At 63.5% G+C, this 16,708-nt stretch carries 20 protein-coding genes and 1 riboswitch; of the genes, 7 read left to right on the top strand and 13 right to left on the bottom strand.

Annotated features, from left to right (window positions below):
- Positions 1–160: 160 nt before the first annotated feature.
- The 5 genes from hemH to GV068_RS17520 all read right to left on the bottom strand — a co-directional run bounded on the left by hemH (position 161) and on the right by GV068_RS17520 (position 5,742).
- On the bottom strand, positions 161–1,276 hold the full coding sequence (gene hemH / locus GV068_RS17540; RefSeq protein ID WP_159700613.1) for a ferrochelatase: 1,116 nt from the start codon (positions 1,274–1,276) through the stop codon (positions 161–163).
- A gap of 80 nt (positions 1,277–1,356) precedes the next feature.
- A complete protein-coding gene (locus GV068_RS17535; protein WP_159700610.1) occupies positions 1,357–1,785 on the bottom strand; it encodes an organic hydroperoxide resistance protein in 429 nt (142 codons plus the stop codon).
- 300 nt (positions 1,786–2,085) lie between these two features.
- Positions 2,086–3,750 (bottom strand): DNA repair protein RecN, encoded by a 1,665-nt coding sequence (gene recN, locus GV068_RS17530; RefSeq protein WP_159700607.1) that lies wholly within the window; start codon positions 3,748–3,750, stop codon positions 2,086–2,088.
- A gap of 50 nt (positions 3,751–3,800) precedes the next feature.
- Entirely contained in the window at positions 3,801–4,703 is a 903-nt protein-coding gene (locus tag GV068_RS17525; RefSeq protein ID WP_159700604.1) for an NAD kinase, read from the bottom strand.
- Between the two features lie 133 nt (positions 4,704–4,836).
- Positions 4,837–5,742 (bottom strand): DUF3667 domain-containing protein, encoded by a 906-nt coding sequence (locus GV068_RS17520; protein ID WP_229464287.1) that lies wholly within the window; start codon positions 5,740–5,742, stop codon positions 4,837–4,839.
- Between the two features lie 142 nt (positions 5,743–5,884).
- Here GV068_RS17520 and GV068_RS17515 point away from each other — a divergent pair, with 142 nt between their 5' ends.
- From GV068_RS17515 to ribB, 4 genes are all read left to right on the top strand, one after another.
- A complete protein-coding gene (locus GV068_RS17515) occupies positions 5,885–6,205 on the top strand; it encodes a hypothetical protein (RefSeq protein WP_159700601.1) in 321 nt (106 codons plus the stop codon).
- 11 nt (positions 6,206–6,216) lie between these two features.
- The gene (locus GV068_RS17510; RefSeq protein WP_159700598.1) at positions 6,217–6,648 is read left to right on the top strand and encodes an OsmC family protein; all 432 of its coding nucleotides are present in this window, start codon (positions 6,217–6,219) and stop codon (positions 6,646–6,648) included.
- A 97-nt stretch (positions 6,649–6,745) separates the two neighbouring features.
- Positions 6,746–7,159, top strand: coding sequence for a lactoylglutathione lyase (gene gloA / locus GV068_RS17505; protein ID WP_159700595.1), 414 nt, complete (start codon positions 6,746–6,748; stop codon positions 7,157–7,159).
- Between the two features lie 72 nt (positions 7,160–7,231).
- Positions 7,232–7,374: riboswitch (FMN riboswitch) on the top strand.
- A gap of 100 nt (positions 7,375–7,474) precedes the next feature.
- On the top strand, positions 7,475–8,119 hold the full coding sequence (ribB, locus tag GV068_RS17500; protein WP_159700592.1) for a 3,4-dihydroxy-2-butanone-4-phosphate synthase: 645 nt from the start codon (positions 7,475–7,477) through the stop codon (positions 8,117–8,119).
- Positions 8,120–8,155: 36 nt separating this feature from the next.
- Here the strand turns inward: ribB and glf are convergent, their stop codons facing one another.
- From glf to GV068_RS17470, 6 genes are all read right to left on the bottom strand, one after another.
- Positions 8,156–9,310, bottom strand: coding sequence for a UDP-galactopyranose mutase (glf, locus tag GV068_RS17495; protein ID WP_159700589.1), 1,155 nt, complete (start codon positions 9,308–9,310; stop codon positions 8,156–8,158).
- A gap of 256 nt (positions 9,311–9,566) precedes the next feature.
- A complete protein-coding gene (locus GV068_RS17490) occupies positions 9,567–10,928 on the bottom strand; it encodes a TolC family outer membrane protein (protein WP_159700586.1) in 1,362 nt (453 codons plus the stop codon).
- Between the two features lie 39 nt (positions 10,929–10,967).
- Entirely contained in the window at positions 10,968–11,291 is a 324-nt protein-coding gene (locus GV068_RS17485; RefSeq protein ID WP_159700583.1) for a rhodanese-like domain-containing protein, read from the bottom strand.
- A gap of 7 nt (positions 11,292–11,298) precedes the next feature.
- Positions 11,299–11,952, bottom strand: a complete 654-nt coding sequence (locus GV068_RS17480; protein ID WP_159700580.1) for a protein-L-isoaspartate O-methyltransferase — start codon at positions 11,950–11,952, stop codon at positions 11,299–11,301.
- Between the two features lie 162 nt (positions 11,953–12,114).
- Entirely contained in the window at positions 12,115–12,759 is a 645-nt protein-coding gene (locus GV068_RS17475) for a TetR/AcrR family transcriptional regulator (protein ID WP_159700577.1), read from the bottom strand.
- Positions 12,760–12,874: 115 nt separating this feature from the next.
- Positions 12,875–13,765 (bottom strand): SDR family oxidoreductase, encoded by an 891-nt coding sequence (locus GV068_RS17470; RefSeq protein WP_159700574.1) that lies wholly within the window; start codon positions 13,763–13,765, stop codon positions 12,875–12,877.
- A 121-nt stretch (positions 13,766–13,886) separates the two neighbouring features.
- Here GV068_RS17470 and GV068_RS17465 point away from each other — a divergent pair, with 121 nt between their 5' ends.
- On the top strand, positions 13,887–14,141 hold the full coding sequence (locus GV068_RS17465; protein ID WP_159700571.1) for a YkgJ family cysteine cluster protein: 255 nt from the start codon (positions 13,887–13,889) through the stop codon (positions 14,139–14,141).
- On the opposite strand, the gene GV068_RS17460 is transcribed toward GV068_RS17465, so the two are convergent.
- On the bottom strand, positions 14,138–14,347 hold the full coding sequence (locus GV068_RS17460) for a hypothetical protein (RefSeq protein ID WP_159700568.1): 210 nt from the start codon (positions 14,345–14,347) through the stop codon (positions 14,138–14,140). The two genes, GV068_RS17465 and GV068_RS17460, sit on opposite strands and share 4 nt — an antisense overlap.
- A 205-nt stretch (positions 14,348–14,552) precedes the next feature.
- On the opposite strand from GV068_RS17460, the gene GV068_RS17455 reads away from it, so the two are divergent.
- Positions 14,553–15,170 (top strand): PEP-CTERM sorting domain-containing protein, encoded by a 618-nt coding sequence (locus tag GV068_RS17455; RefSeq protein WP_159700565.1) that lies wholly within the window; start codon positions 14,553–14,555, stop codon positions 15,168–15,170.
- Positions 15,171–15,223: 53 nt separating this feature from the next.
- Here the strand turns inward: GV068_RS17455 and GV068_RS17450 are convergent, their stop codons facing one another.
- Entirely contained in the window at positions 15,224–15,634 is a 411-nt protein-coding gene (locus GV068_RS17450; RefSeq protein WP_159700562.1) for a hypothetical protein, read from the bottom strand.
- Between the two features lie 231 nt (positions 15,635–15,865).
- On the opposite strand from GV068_RS17450, the gene GV068_RS17445 reads away from it, so the two are divergent.
- Positions 15,866–16,699: an undecaprenyl-diphosphate phosphatase gene (locus tag GV068_RS17445; protein ID WP_159700559.1), complete on the top strand. Its 834-nt coding sequence runs from the start codon at positions 15,866–15,868 to the stop codon at positions 16,697–16,699.
- Positions 16,700–16,708: the final 9 nt, after the last annotated feature.

Here is a 16,708-nt window from a genome sequence, read left to right as displayed (position 1 = left end):
ACGGGAATCATGAGACTTCAACTGATCAGTGGCGCCATCGTGCTATACACCCTCGCGGTGCTGGCTTGGCTGAGCTACGTCGGGATCGGCGCGGCGCCCTGGCATTGACGGGCAACCGCCTATTTTAACAGCTTGGCAAGGCGCCGCTTCAGGCGCCGAGCTAGGCGACGTTCTGCGCGCCCAGCTGGGTGGCGTGCTGCGCCCCCACCTGCACGTCGCGCTTCTGCGCCGCACGCTGGGCCGGGGTCAGGATGGTCGGCCAGCCGATCAGGTGCTGTTCGGCGATCTCGGCCATGCCGGTGATCCAGGCCGGCGCCGTGTTCAGGCAGGGAATATAGTGGTATTCCTTGCCGCCGGCGGCTTCGAAGTCCTGCCGCACTTCCATATTGATCTCTTCAAGGGTTTCCAGGCAGTCGCTGGTGAAGCCGGGACAGATCACGTCGATGCGCTCCAGGCCCTGGCGCGCCAGTTCCTGCACGGTCGGCGCGGTGTAAGGCTGGAGCCACTCGGCCTTGCCGAAGCGCGACTGGAAGGTGACGATGTACTCGTCGGCGCCCATCCCCAGGGCGACGGCCAGCAGGCGCGCCGTTTTCTGGCATTCGCAGAAATACGGGTCGCCCAGCATCAGGGTGCGCTTGGGCGTGCCGTGGAAGCTCATCACCAGCTTCTGGCCGCGGCCGTGCGCTTCCCAGTAGGACTCGACCTGCTCGCGCAGCGCCTCGATATAGCCTTCGTGGTCGTGGTAATGGCGCACCAGGCGCAGTTCGGGGATATTGCGCACGCGCGCATAGTGCGCGTAGACGGCGTCCCAGACCGAGGCGGTGGTGGTACCGGAATACTGTGGATACGCCGGCAGCACCACGATGCGCTGGCAGTGCTGCTCCTGCAGCGCGTCCAGCACCTCGGGCAGCGAGGGCGAGCCGTAGCGCATCGCCATCACCACCTTCACGCCTTCGTGGCCGCGCTCGGCGAGCGTCTTTTCCAGCAGCGCGGCCTGCTTGCGGGTGTTCACCTTCAGGGGCGAGCCGTCTTTGGTCCAGATCATGCGGTACTTGGCCGCCGACTTCCCTGAGCGGAAAGGCAGGATGAACAGGTTCAGAATGAACCACCAGATCCGGGCCGGGATTTCGACCACGCGCGGATCGGAAAGGAACTGCTTCAGGTAGCGGCGGACGGCCTTGCGGGTGGGTTCGTCCGGCGTGCCGAGGTTGACCAGCACGATGGCGCTGGAAGGCACGGTGCCGTGGCTGAAAGGCGGTTCTTTTCTGAAGGGCATGTGTGAAGAGAGTTGACCGGGGGATCGCCATTATAAGTGGCGCCCCCGTGCTTTACGTGTCTACGGCAAACAACAGCGGGTCAGGTTTCGGTATGCAGGCGCACGTCGATGTTGTTGCGGGTAGCGTTCGAATAGGGGCAAACGATGTGGGCCTTGTCGACCAGCTCCTTGAGCTGGGCCGGGTCCATGCCGGGCGCCTTGATGGTGAGGTCGACCTCGATGCCGAAGCCGGTCGGGATCTGGCCGATGCCGACGTCGCCGGTTACGGTCAGGTCCTGCGGCAGTTGCACCTTCGACTGGCCGGCCACGAACTTGAGGGCGCCCAGGAAGCAGGCCGAGTAGCCGGCCGCGAACAGCTGCTCGGGATTGGTGCCGGGACCGCCACCGCCGCCAAGCTCTTTGGGGGTGCTCAGCTTCAGGTCAAGCACGTTGTCGGAACTTTTCGAGGTGCCTTCACGGCCGCCCTGCGAGGTGGCCTGGGCACGGTACAGCACTTTGTCGATGCTCATTCGAACTCCCTTCTGTGAGTGGTGGACGGGTCCGCGGGTGCGGAAGCGTTTATCACTTTGCCACAGAATGATGAAAGGAGGATGACGGTTGGGGGTGCATGGCGCGGCCAGCGTCGAAGAGCGATTATTTCATCCACCAGCCTAAAAACCGTCATCCCGGCGAAGGCCGGGATCCAATTTTGCGTGCAAGCCCGCGCAGCCGCCTGAGTCCGACCGCATGCAAGGCGACACGCAAACAAACTTGGGCCCCGGCCTCCGCCGGGGCGACGTACGAAGGCAGCAGGCCGAGCGCTTACGCCATCACGACGCCAGCAACTCCCTTGCATGCTTGCGCGTGGTCTCCGTAATCTCGATCCCACCCAGCATGCGCGCCACTTCCTCCACCCGCGCCCGGGTGTCGAGCACATCGATGCGCGACACGGTGCGACCTTCATTGGTGGTGCCCTTGGCCACCTGGAAGTGCTGGTTGGCCTGGCTCGCCACCTGCGGCAGGTGGGTCACGCACAGCACCTGGCGCGCCTGGCCGAGGCGCTTGAGCAGGCGCCCCACCACTTCGGCCACGCCGCCGCCGATACCGGTGTCGACCTCGTCGAAGATCAGGGTCGGCGTGATGGTGGCGCTGGCGGTGATCACGGCGATCGCCAGCGAGATGCGCGCCAGTTCGCCGCCCGAGGCGACCTTGGCCAGCGGCCGCGCTGCCACGCCGGTGTGACCTGCCACCAGGAATTCGACCTGCTCCAGCCCGTGCGAGCCCGGTTCGCCGGCGGTCAGCGCCACCTCGAAGCGGCCCCCGCTCATGCTCAGGTCCTGCATCGCGCCCGTCACGGCCGAGCCCAGCATCGCTGCGGCCGCTTCGCGCCGGTGCGAGACGCGCTGCGCCACTTCCATGTAGGCGTCCTTGGCCTTCTCTTCCTGCTTGCGCAGGCCGTCGATGTCGCTGGCGTCAGCCAGCTGCTGCAGCCGGGTCTTGAGCGCGGCGTGTTCTTCGTGCAGCTCTTCCGGCGTGGTGTGGTACTTGCGCGCCGCGCTGTGCAGCGCTTCCATGCGCGCGTCCACCTCGCGCAGGCGGCCCGGATCGAGTTCGACCTTGTCGATGTAGTTGTTCAGCGCGTACACCGCTTCCTGCAGCTGAATGCGGGCCGGCTCCATGCAGTCGAGCACTTCCTGCAGCTGCGCGTCGACATCGACCAGCTTGCCCAGCTTCGCGTTCAGCGAGGACAGCTGCGACAGGATCGGATGGTCGGCTTCGGAAATGGCCTGCAGCGCTTCCTGCGCGCCTTCCAGCAGGCTGGCCGCGTGCGACAGGCGGCTGTGCTCGTTGCTGATCTCGGCCCACTCGCCCGCCTTCGGTGCCAGCTTGTCGAGCTCGCTCACCTGCCATTCCAGGCGTTCACGCTCGAGCAGCACGTTGCGCGCATCGTTTTCGAATTCCTCGCGCTGGCGCACCAGGGCGCGCCAGGACTTCCAGGCCGCGGCGGTGGCGTGCACGTCTTCCTGGGCGCTGGAGTCGCGCACCGCGCTCTGGTTGTCGAGCAGGGCGCGCTGGGCGTCGAGCTTGAGCAGCGACTGGTGCGCATGCTGGCCGTGGATGTCGACCAGCATGTCGCCCAGCTCGCGCAGCTGCGCGGCGGTGGCGGTGATGCCGTTGATCCAGGCCTTGGAACGGCCGGCGTTGTCGATCACGCGGCGCATCAGGGCCACGCCTTCGTCATTCGGGAATTCGTTTTCCAGCAGCCACGAGGAGGCGGGCGAGGTCAGCGCGAATTCGGCGGTGATGTCGGCCTTGGCCGCGCCTTCGCGCACCATGCTGGCGTCGCCGCGGCCGCCCAGCGCCAGTTGCAGCGCATCGATCAGGATCGACTTGCCGGCGCCGGTCTCGCCGGTGAACACCGTGAAGCCATGCGAAAACTCGAGTTCGATGGCGTCGACAATGACGAAATCACGGATGGTAAGTGTGCGCAGCATGAAAAATCGGGTCTCCTGTTATTACCTTGTTCTTGCCTGATGGTGCGGCGTTACGTCAGCTTGCCTTCGTTGGTCGGGTACTCGTTCCAGTGCAGCTTTTCGCGCAGCGTATGGTAATAGCTCCAGCCGCGCGGATGCAGGAAAGTGATCGTGTGCGGCGAGCGCGAGATGACGATGCGGTCGCCCAGCTGCAGGCTGGTGAAGGTCTGCATGTCGAAGTTGACGCTGATGTCGCGCCCCGCCACGAGTTCCACCACGATCTCGCTCGATTCGGGCACCACGATCGGCCGGTTCGACAGCGCGTGCGGCGCGATCGGCACCAGCACGACGCCCTGCACGCGCGGATGCAGCAGCGGTCCGCCGGCCGACAGCGCGTAGGCGGTCGAGCCGGTCGGCGTGGAGACGATCAGGCCGTCCGCGCGCTGGTTGTACATGAATTCGCCGTCCACGGTGAGCTTGAGCTCGACCATGCCGGCGCCGGTGCCGCGCGCCACCACCACGTCGTTGAAGGCGACGCTGCAGAAGATCTCTTCGTTCTCGCGTACCACGCGCGCCTGCAGCAGGGTGCGTTCTTCCTTGCGCGCCTGGCCCTGCAGGATCTCGTGCAGGGCCGGGACCATGCGGTCGAGCGGAATGTCGGTGATGAAGCCCAGGCGACCCGAGTTGATGCCGATGAGCGGAATCTCGTACTTGGCCAGCTGGCGCGCGATGCCGAGCATGGTGCCGTCGCCGCCCATCACCACCGCATAGCTGGCCTGCTCGCCGATCTCGGCCACGCTCATGGCGTCGACGCCGGCGATATTCAGGTAGGCCGCGGTATCGGCTTCGAACACCACGCGGTAGCCCGCCCCGGCCAGGAATTCCGTGAGCTGCCTGGCTGGCTCCTCGATGCCGGGGGTGTTTTGCCGCACCACGAGCGCGATGATTTGTTGCTGTTCAGGCGACACTGACATGGTCTGGAGCGGTTGGGTAAGGACTTGCGAGATTAACCGATTATCCCTGCGGCTGCCACTTCAGCCCCTGCGCACGCCCGGATATCACTGTACGAATAAACAGTATAACGGGCGGCGCAGGCTTCCGGCAAGATCAGGTCATCAGCGCCACACCGAACACCGCGCTGACCGCCAGGGTCATGCTCAGGAGATGCAGTGTCATCAGGGCGATCCAGCGCAGGGCGGTGATCTTCCGGCTCCCTCCGTAGACACGCCGCATGGCGGTCGGCAGGTAGAAGGTCAGCCAGGTGAGAAAGACGAAGCGCACGAAGTCCCAGCTTGGGGGTGTCAACATAAACAGGCTCAGCATCAGGAATGCGAAGGCATTGCTGTGCAGGGCAAACAGGAAATGTTCACCGTAACGGCGTCCCGAACCCAGATACAGCAGCTTCAGGTACATCGCGAAGACCGGCATCATGAAGAAGATCGCATACGGCGTGTAGCTGAAGAAGGCGCGCTTCACCGCCTGGCGCCGCTCCTCGGGAGGCCGATCGAAGAAGGTCTCGACACCATGGCCAAGCCTGGGATCGACGCCCCTGGCCTGGGCAATGGCGCCGGTCTTGAATTCCTTGAAGGAGGCCATCTCGTCGTCGTCATACAGCGGCGACGTTGCGCCCGGCGCGCTCACTGGCGGCCGTGCCTGCGGACTGTCGCCGGCGCCGAAGTCGGCGATTTCCACCCCGCTCAACTTGATCAAGGCAAAGAAGATGATGCTAAAGCTGAGATACAGGCGCAGCGGCTCGACATAGCGCACGCGCCGGCCTTCGATGTACTCGCGGGTCAGCAACCCGGGCTTCGTGACCAGCAGCTTGAGCGAACGCCACAGTTTTCCTTCGATGGCGACGTAGTGCGAGAGGAACTCGTGCAGGAACTCGCGCGCGCTCGGCACATGCAGGTGGGTCGCCTGGCCGCATTGGTGGCAGTAGTTGCCGCTGGTGGTGGCGTCGCAGTTCTTGCAGCTGCTGGTGTGCTGGCGATGTTCGATGGCGTCGGTGGTCACGGTAGATCCGGCTGAGTCGTCCAGCCGTCATGTTAGCGGTTCAATTGCAAAAAAGCATCACGCATTTACACATCTTCAATTGCGCGACTGTCAAAGCGCCCCACGGTTACGATTCAGTCAACTGGAACAGAAGGAGGCCATCATGGTGACCGAAACCAAAGACCGCTTCGTGAACACGAAAGCACCGATCGAAAACGACGGCGTCAAGCGCCAGCCGCACGAGCGCGACGAGAGCCCGGACGGGCAGGACCAGGCGCCGCGCGGCGTGATCAAGCAGGCGGCCGAAGACATGGCGCAGGGCCTGCAGAACACCGACTGCTATGGCACCAATCCTGACGGCCTGGAAAAAGCAGTCGATCCAGCGCAGGGTGCCACCGGCCAGGCCAAACCGCAGCCGGACGCCCACCGCTCGATGCGCCGCCACGATACGACCAATGACGCATCCGACAAGAACAACCTGTAAAGAGGAAAGCAATGACAATCAAACGTAACGGCAGCGCCGTCTGGAGCGGCGGCCTGAAGGACGGCAAGGGCGCCGTGTCGACCGGGAGCGGCGTGCTGAAGGATTCCCAGTACGGCTTCAACACCCGCTTCGAGGACGGCCCGGGCACCAACCCGGAAGAACTGATCGGCGCGGCCCACGCGGGCTGCTTCACGATGGCCCTGTCAGGCCAGCTCGGCCAGGCCGGCCTGACCGCCCAGGAGCTGCGCACCACCGCCACCGTCTCGATGGAAAAGGTGGAAGGCGGCTTCTCGATCACCGCGGTGCACCTCGACCTGGTGGCCAAGATCCCCGGCGCCAGCCAGGAAGCCTTCGACAAGGCAGCCACCACGGCCAAGGAAAACTGCCCGGTGTCGAAACTGCTCAACGCGGACATCACGCTGACTTCGCGCCTGGAAAACTGAACGCGTATGGACGCCTCCGCGAATGGGCGGCGTCCGGCACGAATCGCGGCCACCGCATAAAATGGCCGCTTTCCGTTTCCCCAGAAGGACATCCACAATGCGCTTCCTGCACACCATGCTCCGGGTCGGCGACCTGCAGCGCTCCATCGATTTCTACACCAATGTGCTCGGCATGAAACTGCTGCGCACCAGCGACAATCCCGAATACAAGTACAAGCTCGCCTTCCTCGGCTACGGCAGCAATCCCGAGCACGCCGAACTCGAGCTGACCTACAACTATGGCGTCGACAGCTACGACATGGGCACCGCCTACGGCCACATCGCCCTCTCGACCGAAGACATCTACGCTACCTGCGAGCAGGTGCGCAAGCTCGGCGGCAACATCACCCGCGAACCGGGCCCGGTCAAGGGCGGCACCACCGTGATCGCCTTCATCACCGATCCGGACGGCTACAAGGTCGAACTCATCGAACGCAAGGACAATGCCGCCGGCGCCGGCCTGAGCAGCTAAAGCTCCCTCCCCGGCAAGCTCTGCCGGGCGCTGCTACAATCGCCTGGCCTGGATCGCCAGGCAAACAACCAAATACGTCTTCGGGGCGGGGTGAAATTCCCCACCGGCGGTATGGCCTGAAATGGGCCGAGCCCGCGAGCGCCTGTGCAAGCAGGGTCAGCAGATCTGGTGAGATGCCAGGGCCGACGGTATAGTCCGGATGAAAGAAGATGTGCGCTATCACGCGCTTGCCTATCCACGTCCGTGGCCGGGCGAGCGCGCGTTTTCGCTTTGCCCTGATGCGTTTTTCGCCAACTACTGCGAGGAGCGTTTCATATGTTAGTCACCACCACCCACTCCCTCACCAGCACCGACCTGGAAGGCCGCATCGATGCCGCCCTGGAAGCCACGCGTCTGGGAATTCCCGTCATCCTGCTCGACGACTTCGACCGCGAGAACGAAGCCGACCTGATCGTCGCCGCCGAGAAGCTGAGCGTCGAAACCATGGCCTTGATGATCCGCGAATGCAGCGGCATCGTGTGCCTCTGCCTGTCCGCCGACAAGGTGCGCACACTGGAGCTGCCGCCGATGGCCGCGGAGAACGCCAGCCGCTACGGCACGCCCTTCACCGTGTCGATCGAAGCGCGCCATGGCATCAGCACCGGCGTCTCGGCAGCCGACCGCGTCACCACCGTCCGCGCCGCGACCGCAGCGGATGCCAAGCCGGACGACCTGGTGAGTCCGGGCCACATGTTCCCGCTGCGCGCGACGCCGGGCGGCGTGCTGGCGCGCGCCGGCCATACCGAAGGTTCGGTCGACCTGGCCATCATGGCCGGGCTGCAGCCGGCGGCCGTGCTGTGCGAGTTGATGAATCCCGACGGGACGATGATGCGCGGCGATCAGATCGAGCAGTTCGCCGCACTGCATGGCTTCCCGATCCTGACGATCGCGGAAATGATCGAGTGGCGCAAGCGCCACTGATCGGACGGTGGGCGGAGAACCCGCCCACCTTGTCGCTTACGCCAGCGGATCGATCACGAAAGCCGGCATGCGCTCGTTGCCCTTGGCGCATTCCAGGAACTTGTCGGCGGTGTCCAGTGCTTCGTTGATGGTCACGTCCATGTCCAGGTAGCGGTAGGTGCCGAGGCGGCCGACGAAAGTCACGTTCGGCTCCTCGCGCGCCACGGTCACGTAGCGTTCCAGCTGCTGCTTGTCGCGCGCCTGGCGGATCGGGTAGTACGGGATGTCCTTCTCTTCGCACTGGCGGCTGTATTCCTTGTACATCAAGGTCTTCTCGTGCTTTTCCCACGGCGAGAAGTGCTTGTGCTCGGTGATGCGGGTATATGGCTGGCTGTCGTCGCAGTAGTTGATGACGGCATTGCCCTGGTAGTCGCCGGTGTCGCGGAACACTTCGAAGTCGAGCGTGCGGTACGGCAGGCGGCCTTCGGAATGCTTGAACCAGGCGTCGATCGGGCCGCTGTAGAACACGTGGGCGTAGTCGCCCTTGTTGGCCGGGTCGAACTTGGTGTTCAGGTGCAGGGTGATGCCCGGCACGTCCATGATCTTCTCGACCAGGTCGGTGTAGCCGTTTTCCGGCATGCCCTGGTACTTGTGCGCGAAGTAGTTGTCGTCGTAGTTGAAACGCACCGGCAGGCGCTTGAGGATGCTGGCCGGCAGTTCGGTCGGCTGCATGCCCCACTGCTTGACGGTATAGGTCTTGAAGAAGGCTTCGTACAGTTCCTTGCCGACGAAGCGCAGCGCCTGGTCCTCGAAGGTGACCGGGTTCTCGATCGACTTGTCGCCGAGCGATGCCAGGAATTCCTGGGCTTCGGCCGGACGGAAGGTCTTGCCGAAGAACTGGTTGATGGTGAGCAGGTTGATCGGCAGCGTGTAGACGCTGTTGTTGGTGATCGCCTTGACGCGGTTCACATAGGGCATGAAGCGGCTGTAGCGGTTCACGTACTCCCAGACGCGCTCGATGTCGGTGTGGAAGATGTGCGGACCGTAGATGTGCACCATCACGCCGGTTTCGGCATCGCGCTCGGAATGGCAGTTACCCGCGATGTGCGGGCGCGATTCGAAGATCTCGACCTGGTAGCCAGCTTCTGCCAGCTGGCGAGCAATGACGGCCCCGGAAAAACCGGCGCCGACAATCGCGATGTTCTTTTGCATGTTCGTTTTTTCCTTAGGGATGAGAATTCTGACCTTGCCACCGGTAGCAGGCGGGCTCTTCCGCACTGCAGCATAAGTGGCATTAACATTGTCAGTTTATCAGCTTTGCAAAAAAACTCCCCTGCACGACACTTGTCGTGCGCCAACTTTTATAGCGTAGAATCAATGAGTTAGCGCAGCCCAAAATGCAAAAAGCCCGGACCGCAAAGTCCGGGCTTTTTAACATTGTCGCTGGCAGGCCAGGCCTGCGCGGCGATTACTTTTCGAGCAGGTTATTCACCGCCGCCAGGTCCGACTCGCGCAGCGAGCCTGCGGCAGCCTTCAGGCGCAGGCCGTTCAGGATGGTGTCGTAACGCGCACGCGACAGGTCGGTGCGGGTCGAGTACAACTGGCGCTGCGCGTTCAGCACGTCGATGTTGATGCGCACGCCCACCTGGTAACCCAGCTTGTTCGATTCCAGCGCCGACTGGCTCGACACTTCGGCCGCTTCCAGCGCCTTGACCTGGGCCATGCCGCTGTTCACGCCAAGGTAGGCCTGGCGCGCCTGCAGCGCGGCCTGGCGGCGGGTTGCTTCCAGGTCGTTGCGCGCCTTGTCTTCCAGCGCGATGGTTTCGCGCACGCGGCTGGTGACGCCGAAGCCGTTGAAGATCGGCACGCTGAACTGGACGCCGATGCCGGTATTCTTGTTCACGCCGGAGACGTTGTTCACGCGGCCGCTGGTGTCCGAACGCGAGGTGCTGGCGACCAGGTCCAGGGTCGGGTAGTGGCCGGCGCGGGTCTTGGAGATCTCGCGCTTGGCGACTTCGACCGCCAGCTGCTGCACGGTCACGCCATAGTTCTGGCTCTCGGCTGCCGATACCCATGGGTCGGGATTAGCCGGCGACGGCGCGGTCAGGGTGATGCCGGGTTTCAGCGGCGCCAGGCCAGCCGGCGCGGTGCCGATGATGGCCTGCAGCGCGTTGCGCTTGTTGTCCAGGTCATTCACGGCGGCGAATTCCTGCGCGATCACCAGGTCGTAGGCCGCCTGCGCTTCGTGGGTGTCGGTGATGGTCTGGGTACCCACTTCGAAGTTGCGCTTGGCCGACGCCAGCTGCTCGGTCACGGCGGTCTTCTGGGCGCGGGTCGATTCCAGCTTGTCCTGGGCCGCCAGCACGTCGAAGTAAGCCTGCGCCACGCGGGTGATCAGGTCTTGCTGGGCCTGGGCGAACTGGGCTTCCGAGATGGACTGCTGCAGCTTGCTCTGCTGATAGGTTTCCCAGCGGTCCCAGCGGAACAGCGGCTGGGTCAGGCCGATCGTGTACTCGGTGGTGCGTTCGTTGGCGCCCGAACCGAGCACGCGGGTCTGCACGCCGCTGGCGTTGGTGACCAGCTCGCCCTCGTTCCAGGGCGAACCGTCACGGTCGTTCTTGACGCTGCTGCCGGTGATACCGACGGTTGGGAGAAGTCCTGCACGCCCCTGCGTGATCCGTTCCCGGCCCGCCGCTGCCGACGCACGCGCGCTCGCATAGGTCGCGTCGTTGGCCAGTGCCTGCTGGTACACCTGGATCAAGTCGGCCGCGCTGGCATTGAGCGAAAAGAGAGCGCTGGCAACCAGCACGGCAAGAAGGGGTTTCTGCATCACATTCTCCACAGGAGTCATCAAAGTTTTGGAATCAGGTCAGTACTTCGGCATCGAAGGATCGACCTGCACGGCCCAGGCGTGTATTCCGCCCGTCAAATTCGTTACGTTCTCAAACCCGTTACGTTCCAGGAAGCTCGCCACCTGCATGCTGCGCGCTCCGTGGTGGCAGATGCACACGATTTCCCGGTCATCCGGCAGTTCCCCGGCGCGGATCGGCACCAGGTGCATCGGGATCTGGGTCGAGCCTGCGATATGGCAGGTCTCGAATTCCCAGTTCTCGCGCACGTCCAGCAGGAGCGGCTGCTCGGCCGACTGGTCGGCCAGCCGGGCCGCCAGCTCCGGTGCGGTCATATGCTGCATCGCGGCCTCAGAACTGGAAGCGCGATGGTGCTTGCGCGCCCGTCAGCGGCTTGACATTGGTCTCGAACACCTTGACCGTGTCATAGCCCGTTTCCGAGGTACGGGTGACGATGTTGAAGCTCATCGCCGGCGCATCGCCCAGGATCACGCCCAGGCGGCCGCCTACTTTCACCGACTGCAGCAGGCCTTCCGGCAGCATCGGCAGTGCGCCCGAGACCAGGATTACGTCGTAAGGCGCACCCTTGTCCCAGCCGGCAGCGCCATTGCCCTGCTCGACCGTCACGTTGGTGACGCCGGCCTTGGCCAGGTTCTGCTCGGCCTGTGCCTTGGTCTCCGGCAGGAGTTCCACGGTGGTCACGTGGCGCGCCTTGTGCGCCAGCAGTGCCGCCATGTAGCCCGAACCGGTACCGATTTCGAGGACGTTCTCATGCTTCTTGACCGCCAGTTCCTGCACGATGCGTGCTTCGACTTTCGGGTTGAACATCGCTTCACCATTCGGCAGCGGGATCTCGACGTCCGCAAAGGCCAGGTTCTGGTACGCGGCCGGCACGAAGCCTTCGCGCTTGACCACGTGCAGCAGGTCCAGCACGTCCTGGTCGAGCACGTTCCACGGACGGATCTGCTGTTCGATCATGTTGAAGCGGGCTTGTTCGATATTCATCTGAGTTCTCGGTGGAAAAATAAATAATCCGATATTTTATCGTTGAACGGCCTCAGGACGCACATCTTAGCGATGGGCTGCCTGAGACAGGGGAAATTGCGACAGTCTGCAGTTTAGAGGGGTTGAACGCCGAAAAAACGGCGCGTTGGCGCAAAAGACAGCTCAGGCCGAACGCGGCAGCAGGCCGTTCAGGGTCAGTTCGAGCAGATTCTCGAGGAAGACCTGGGGTTGCAGTTCGCTGCAGTCGCAGGGAGCGACGGCTGAGTGCTTCCACACGTTGAGCATCATCATCGGGGCGATCAGCACCTGGGTCATCTGCTCGATGTCGAAGGGGCGGAATTCAGCGCGCTTGACGCCGCGCTCGAGGATGCTGGAAATCATGCGCACGGTGCGGCTCATGACTTCTTCCCGGTAGAACTTCGCCAGGTCAGGGAAGTTCACGGCTTCAGCAAGCATCAGCTTACCCAGGCCGGATGCCTTGCTCTGGCCAATCTGGCGCGACCAGTTCATGACGACGTCGCGCAGCAGGTCGGCGCTGTGGCCATGAAATTCGGCAACGGACAATTCGGCCTTGCCGAGGAAAGGCAAAATGCTTTCGCGCACGACCGCTTTGAACAGTTCTTCCTTGTTCGTGTAATACAGATAGAGGGTGCCCTTGGACACGCCGGCACGGCGCGCGACGTCTTCCAGCCGGGTGGCAGCGAAGCCACGCTCGACGAACAGTTCAATGGCGGCAGCAAGGAGCTCCTGCGGACGGGCATCCTTCCGGCGTTCCCACCGCGGCTTGCTGTCGAGTGGACATTCCATGTTTCTGCCTAGAAACTAGCTGAAGAACCATAGAATATAGACGGGGTGGTCAGACCAGTCAAGCAATCCTTGCACAGCGAAACTGTCAATATAAACAGGTATTTACGCTATTTCCTCAGCTTATACCCGGTCCGTAAATACGTCCATTGGCGCGTGAGGCGTACAGGGCGCCGTCGGGATTGCGGGGAGGAATGTCCTGCTGCTGGCGCGGCACCTGGAACACCGCCAGCCGGTCGGCCAGGCCGGGCGCGAACTTCTCCAGCATCACGTCGAGCTCGGCCATGACGCCGACCCGCACCGTCCGCATCGGCACCACGGCGGCATGCAGGATGGCCGCCGCCACCTCGTGCGGGTCGATCCGGGGCGACGGCAGCTTCGGTTCGCGGTCCATGTAGTTGCGCGCATGCTGGGGCAGCGGCGTGTCGACGGCGGTCGGCTCGATCAGGGTGATCGATACCGGCGCCCCATCCACCTGCTCCACTTCGATGCGCAGCGCATCGGTAAAGCCTTTTACCGCGTGCTTGCTGGCCGAGTACATGCCCTGCATCGGGATCGCCACTTCGGAAGCCTCGCTGCCGAGGTTGATCAGGGCCCCGCCCTGGCGCGTGAGAATAGGCAGCGCCACCAGCGAGCCATGCACCATGCCCCAGAAATTGATGTCGAACAGGCGCCGGCTGTCTTCCTCGGACACCTGGTCCAGGCGCCCGTAGATGGTGCCGCCGGCATTGTTGATCCAGGTGTCGATACGGCCGAAATGCGTGAGCGCAGCCTGGGCCACGCGTTCGACGTCGGCGCGCTGGGACACGTCGGCCACCACGGCGACGGCCTCGAAGCCGTCCTCGACCAGTCCCTGCACCACGGCCTCCAGCACGTCCGCCCCGCGCGCCGCCAGCACCAGCTTCGCCCCCAGCTTCGCCGCTTCCTGGGCGGTGGCAAGGCCGATGCCGCTCGATGCGCCGGTGATCACGACAACCTGGCGATTCAGGGGTTTGAGGGGACTGGGCATGGGGCCTCCTGCTGACGATGTGCGATGGATGCAACGTAGCAGGAAAACGATGGGCGACGCGCCCGCTTCAGGCGCAGCAAGGGTATACTTCCGCCCTTCTTTCCCGTTCTACTTTCCCCAAATGCAGTGCAGAGACAAGTGCGGCGCCTGCTGCACGGCCCCGTCGATCACCAGTCCCATCCCCGGCATGCCCGACGGGAAGCCGGCCGGCGTGCGCTGCGTGCAGCTGGGCGAGGACGAGCGCTGCCGCATCTTCGGACGTCCGGAGCGTCCGGCCGTCTGCGGCGGGCTGCAGCCCTCGTCCGAGATGTGTGGGTCCAGCCGCCAACAGGCAATGCTCTGGCTGGACCAACTGGAACGCGCGACGGCGCCCTAGTCCTCGGTCTCGTCCTGGCTGGCGCCGGGCACGAGCAGCGTGAAGCGCTTCTTCTTCTTTTTCACGACGACCGCCTGCTCCTGGGCCGGCTTGGTGGCCGGCAGCGGGCCGACTGGCAGCGGGAAGCCGAGAAAGGCCATCACGAAGAAGATCGGCAGCAGGGCGTAGAACAGCGGCCGTTTCCAGTTGAGCTTTTGTTTGAGCATGGCACCCACATAGTGCTGAGCTGGCAACAAAACAAGCCGTCAGGCTTACCCGCGCCGGATGAAATGTGCCTTGTCGGGGAAATTTACATTTCCAAAAGACAACTCTGTTATGTCTTTGATTAACCTGAAGTTATCTTGAAGGCATAAATGTTGCTACCCAGAGCGTACTGCCCCAGAGCAGTGTCCAACGACTAGGGAGAAAGCAATGAAGAACGTTCTGAAAGCCGCCTTCGCCGGCCTGCTGCTGACCGCGACGGTATCCGGCGCCAATGCCGCCGTGGTACAGCTGGGCACGGTCAGCAAGACCTACGGCACCGGCCAAGGCCCCGCCAGCACCGGTTCCGGCTCCTGCGATACCCTGAACAGCAATTCCGTGACGGTGCGCGACGGCGGCAGCTGCACGCAGCGCTTCTACGACGTGTTTGATTTTTCCTCGCTCAACTACACCAGCCTCGACCACCTGACACTGACGCTGTCGTTCAACAGCACCAACAACTTCCTAGAAGACTGGCGGGTACGCTTCGCCCAGTCGACGACCGTGGCCAGCAGCAACCTGATGGCCATGTCGAAAGTGGGCGCCGCCGGGACCACCCAGGAGTTCACCTTCAACGCCGCTAATGGCGGCAGCGTGTTCAACACGATCGCCGCCAACGAGAAGATGTATCTGTGGTTTGCGGAAGAAGGACTTGGCGCGCACAACTTCAATCTGCTCTCCGCCAAGCTCGACGTGTACGGCACCGCGGTGCCGGAACCGGCCAGCATGGCCCTGTTCGGCGTAGCGCTGGGCGCACTGGGACTGGCGCGCCGCCGCAGGCAGCACTGAGCGGCGCCCCAAATGAAAAGCGAAGCCCGGGGGCTTCGCTTTTTTTTGCTGGATCAGGCGGCTGCGGAGTCGCCTCTCGCCTGGTGCACGCGCTGGAACAGCCCGCCGAGGGTCAGGCCTTCGTAGGAGATATCGTCGAGCATCAGCCCGTACTTGTCACGCAGCGCCCGCGCCAGCCGCTCCAGCTCCGCCGCATCCGGCAGCCAGCGCGTCGGGTTGATCGCGCGGTAGATGCCCAGCACTTCGTCATCAGGACGGAAATGCAGCTGCTCGCTTTCGCGGAAAGAGAAGGCGGACACGAAGACAGACAGGAAGTCGCGGATCTCGCGCCGCGAAGCACCAGGGAATGTGCTGCGCCAGGCCCGGCCCTGGCAGGGTCGGTAACGCAAGGCGTTGGGGCTTTGCCAACCGTGGAATGCCGCCCAGGCGAGCGCAGCAAGGATGAGGACAACAAAAATGCTCATGCGGTTGAGTCAGGAATACTCATGCGAATGAGTGTAGCACGCGTTTGCGCGAACGGCGCACGACAGAATTTCGTGGGCATGCCGATGGGATAACCCTGCGGCAACGCCCGCGCGGTACAATCTTGGACCGGACACGGCGGGCGACGTCGCCTGTTGTGATCATGTTAAGCTTCGACCCCGTCGTCTTTCCCAACACGATCCTTTCCCAGCCGAATTCATCGTTACGCATACATGGACATTCTTCTCGCCATCAAGGCGATCATCATGGGCCTGGTCGAGGGCTTTACCGAGTTCCTCCCGATTTCCTCCACCGGCCACCTGATCCTGGCGGGCAGCCTGCTGAATTTTACCGGCGAGAAGGTCAAGGTCTTCGAGATCGCCATCCAGGCCGGCGCCATGCTGGCCGTGATCTGGGAATACCGCCAGCGCATCGCACGTGTGCTGTCCGGCCTCGGTTCCGATCCGAAGCAGCAGAAGTTCGTGCTCAACCTGATCATCGCCTTCCTGCCGGCGGCCGTGCTTGGCTTCCTGTTCAACAAGGCGATCAAGGCGGAACTGTTCGCGCCGGTGCCGGTCGCGACCGCCTTCATCGTCGGCGGCCTCATCATTCTGTGGGTGGAACGCCGCCATACCGGCAAGGATCGCGTGGCGCGCGTTGACAGCGTGGACGAGATGAGCAGCATCGATGCGCTGAAGGTGGGCATCGCCCAGGCGTTCGCCCTGATCCCGGGTACCAGCCGCTCGGGCGCGACCATCATCGGCGGCATGCTGTTCGGCCTGTCGCGCAAGGCGGCTACCGAATTCTCCTTCTTCCTGGCGATTCCGACCCTGCTCGCGGCCACCGTGTACTCGGTGGTCAAGGAGCGCCACCTGCTGTCGATGGCCGACCTGCCGATGTTCGGCCTGGGCGGCCTGGCGGCCTTCGCCTCGGCCTTCCTGTGCGTGCGCTGGCTCCTGCGCTACATCAGCACGCACGACTTCACGATCTTCGCCTGGTACCGTATCGTATTCGGTATCGTCGTACTCGTGACCGCGCACTTCAACCTGGTGACCTGGGCGGAATAAGCTAACACC

It is taken from the genome of Massilia sp. 9I (assembly GCF_902506415.1).
Classification (GTDB): Bacteria; Pseudomonadota; Gammaproteobacteria; order Burkholderiales; family Burkholderiaceae_D; genus Telluria.
The sequence above is the reverse complement of the archived record's forward strand: the minus strand, read 5'-3'. Positions and strand labels throughout refer to the sequence as shown.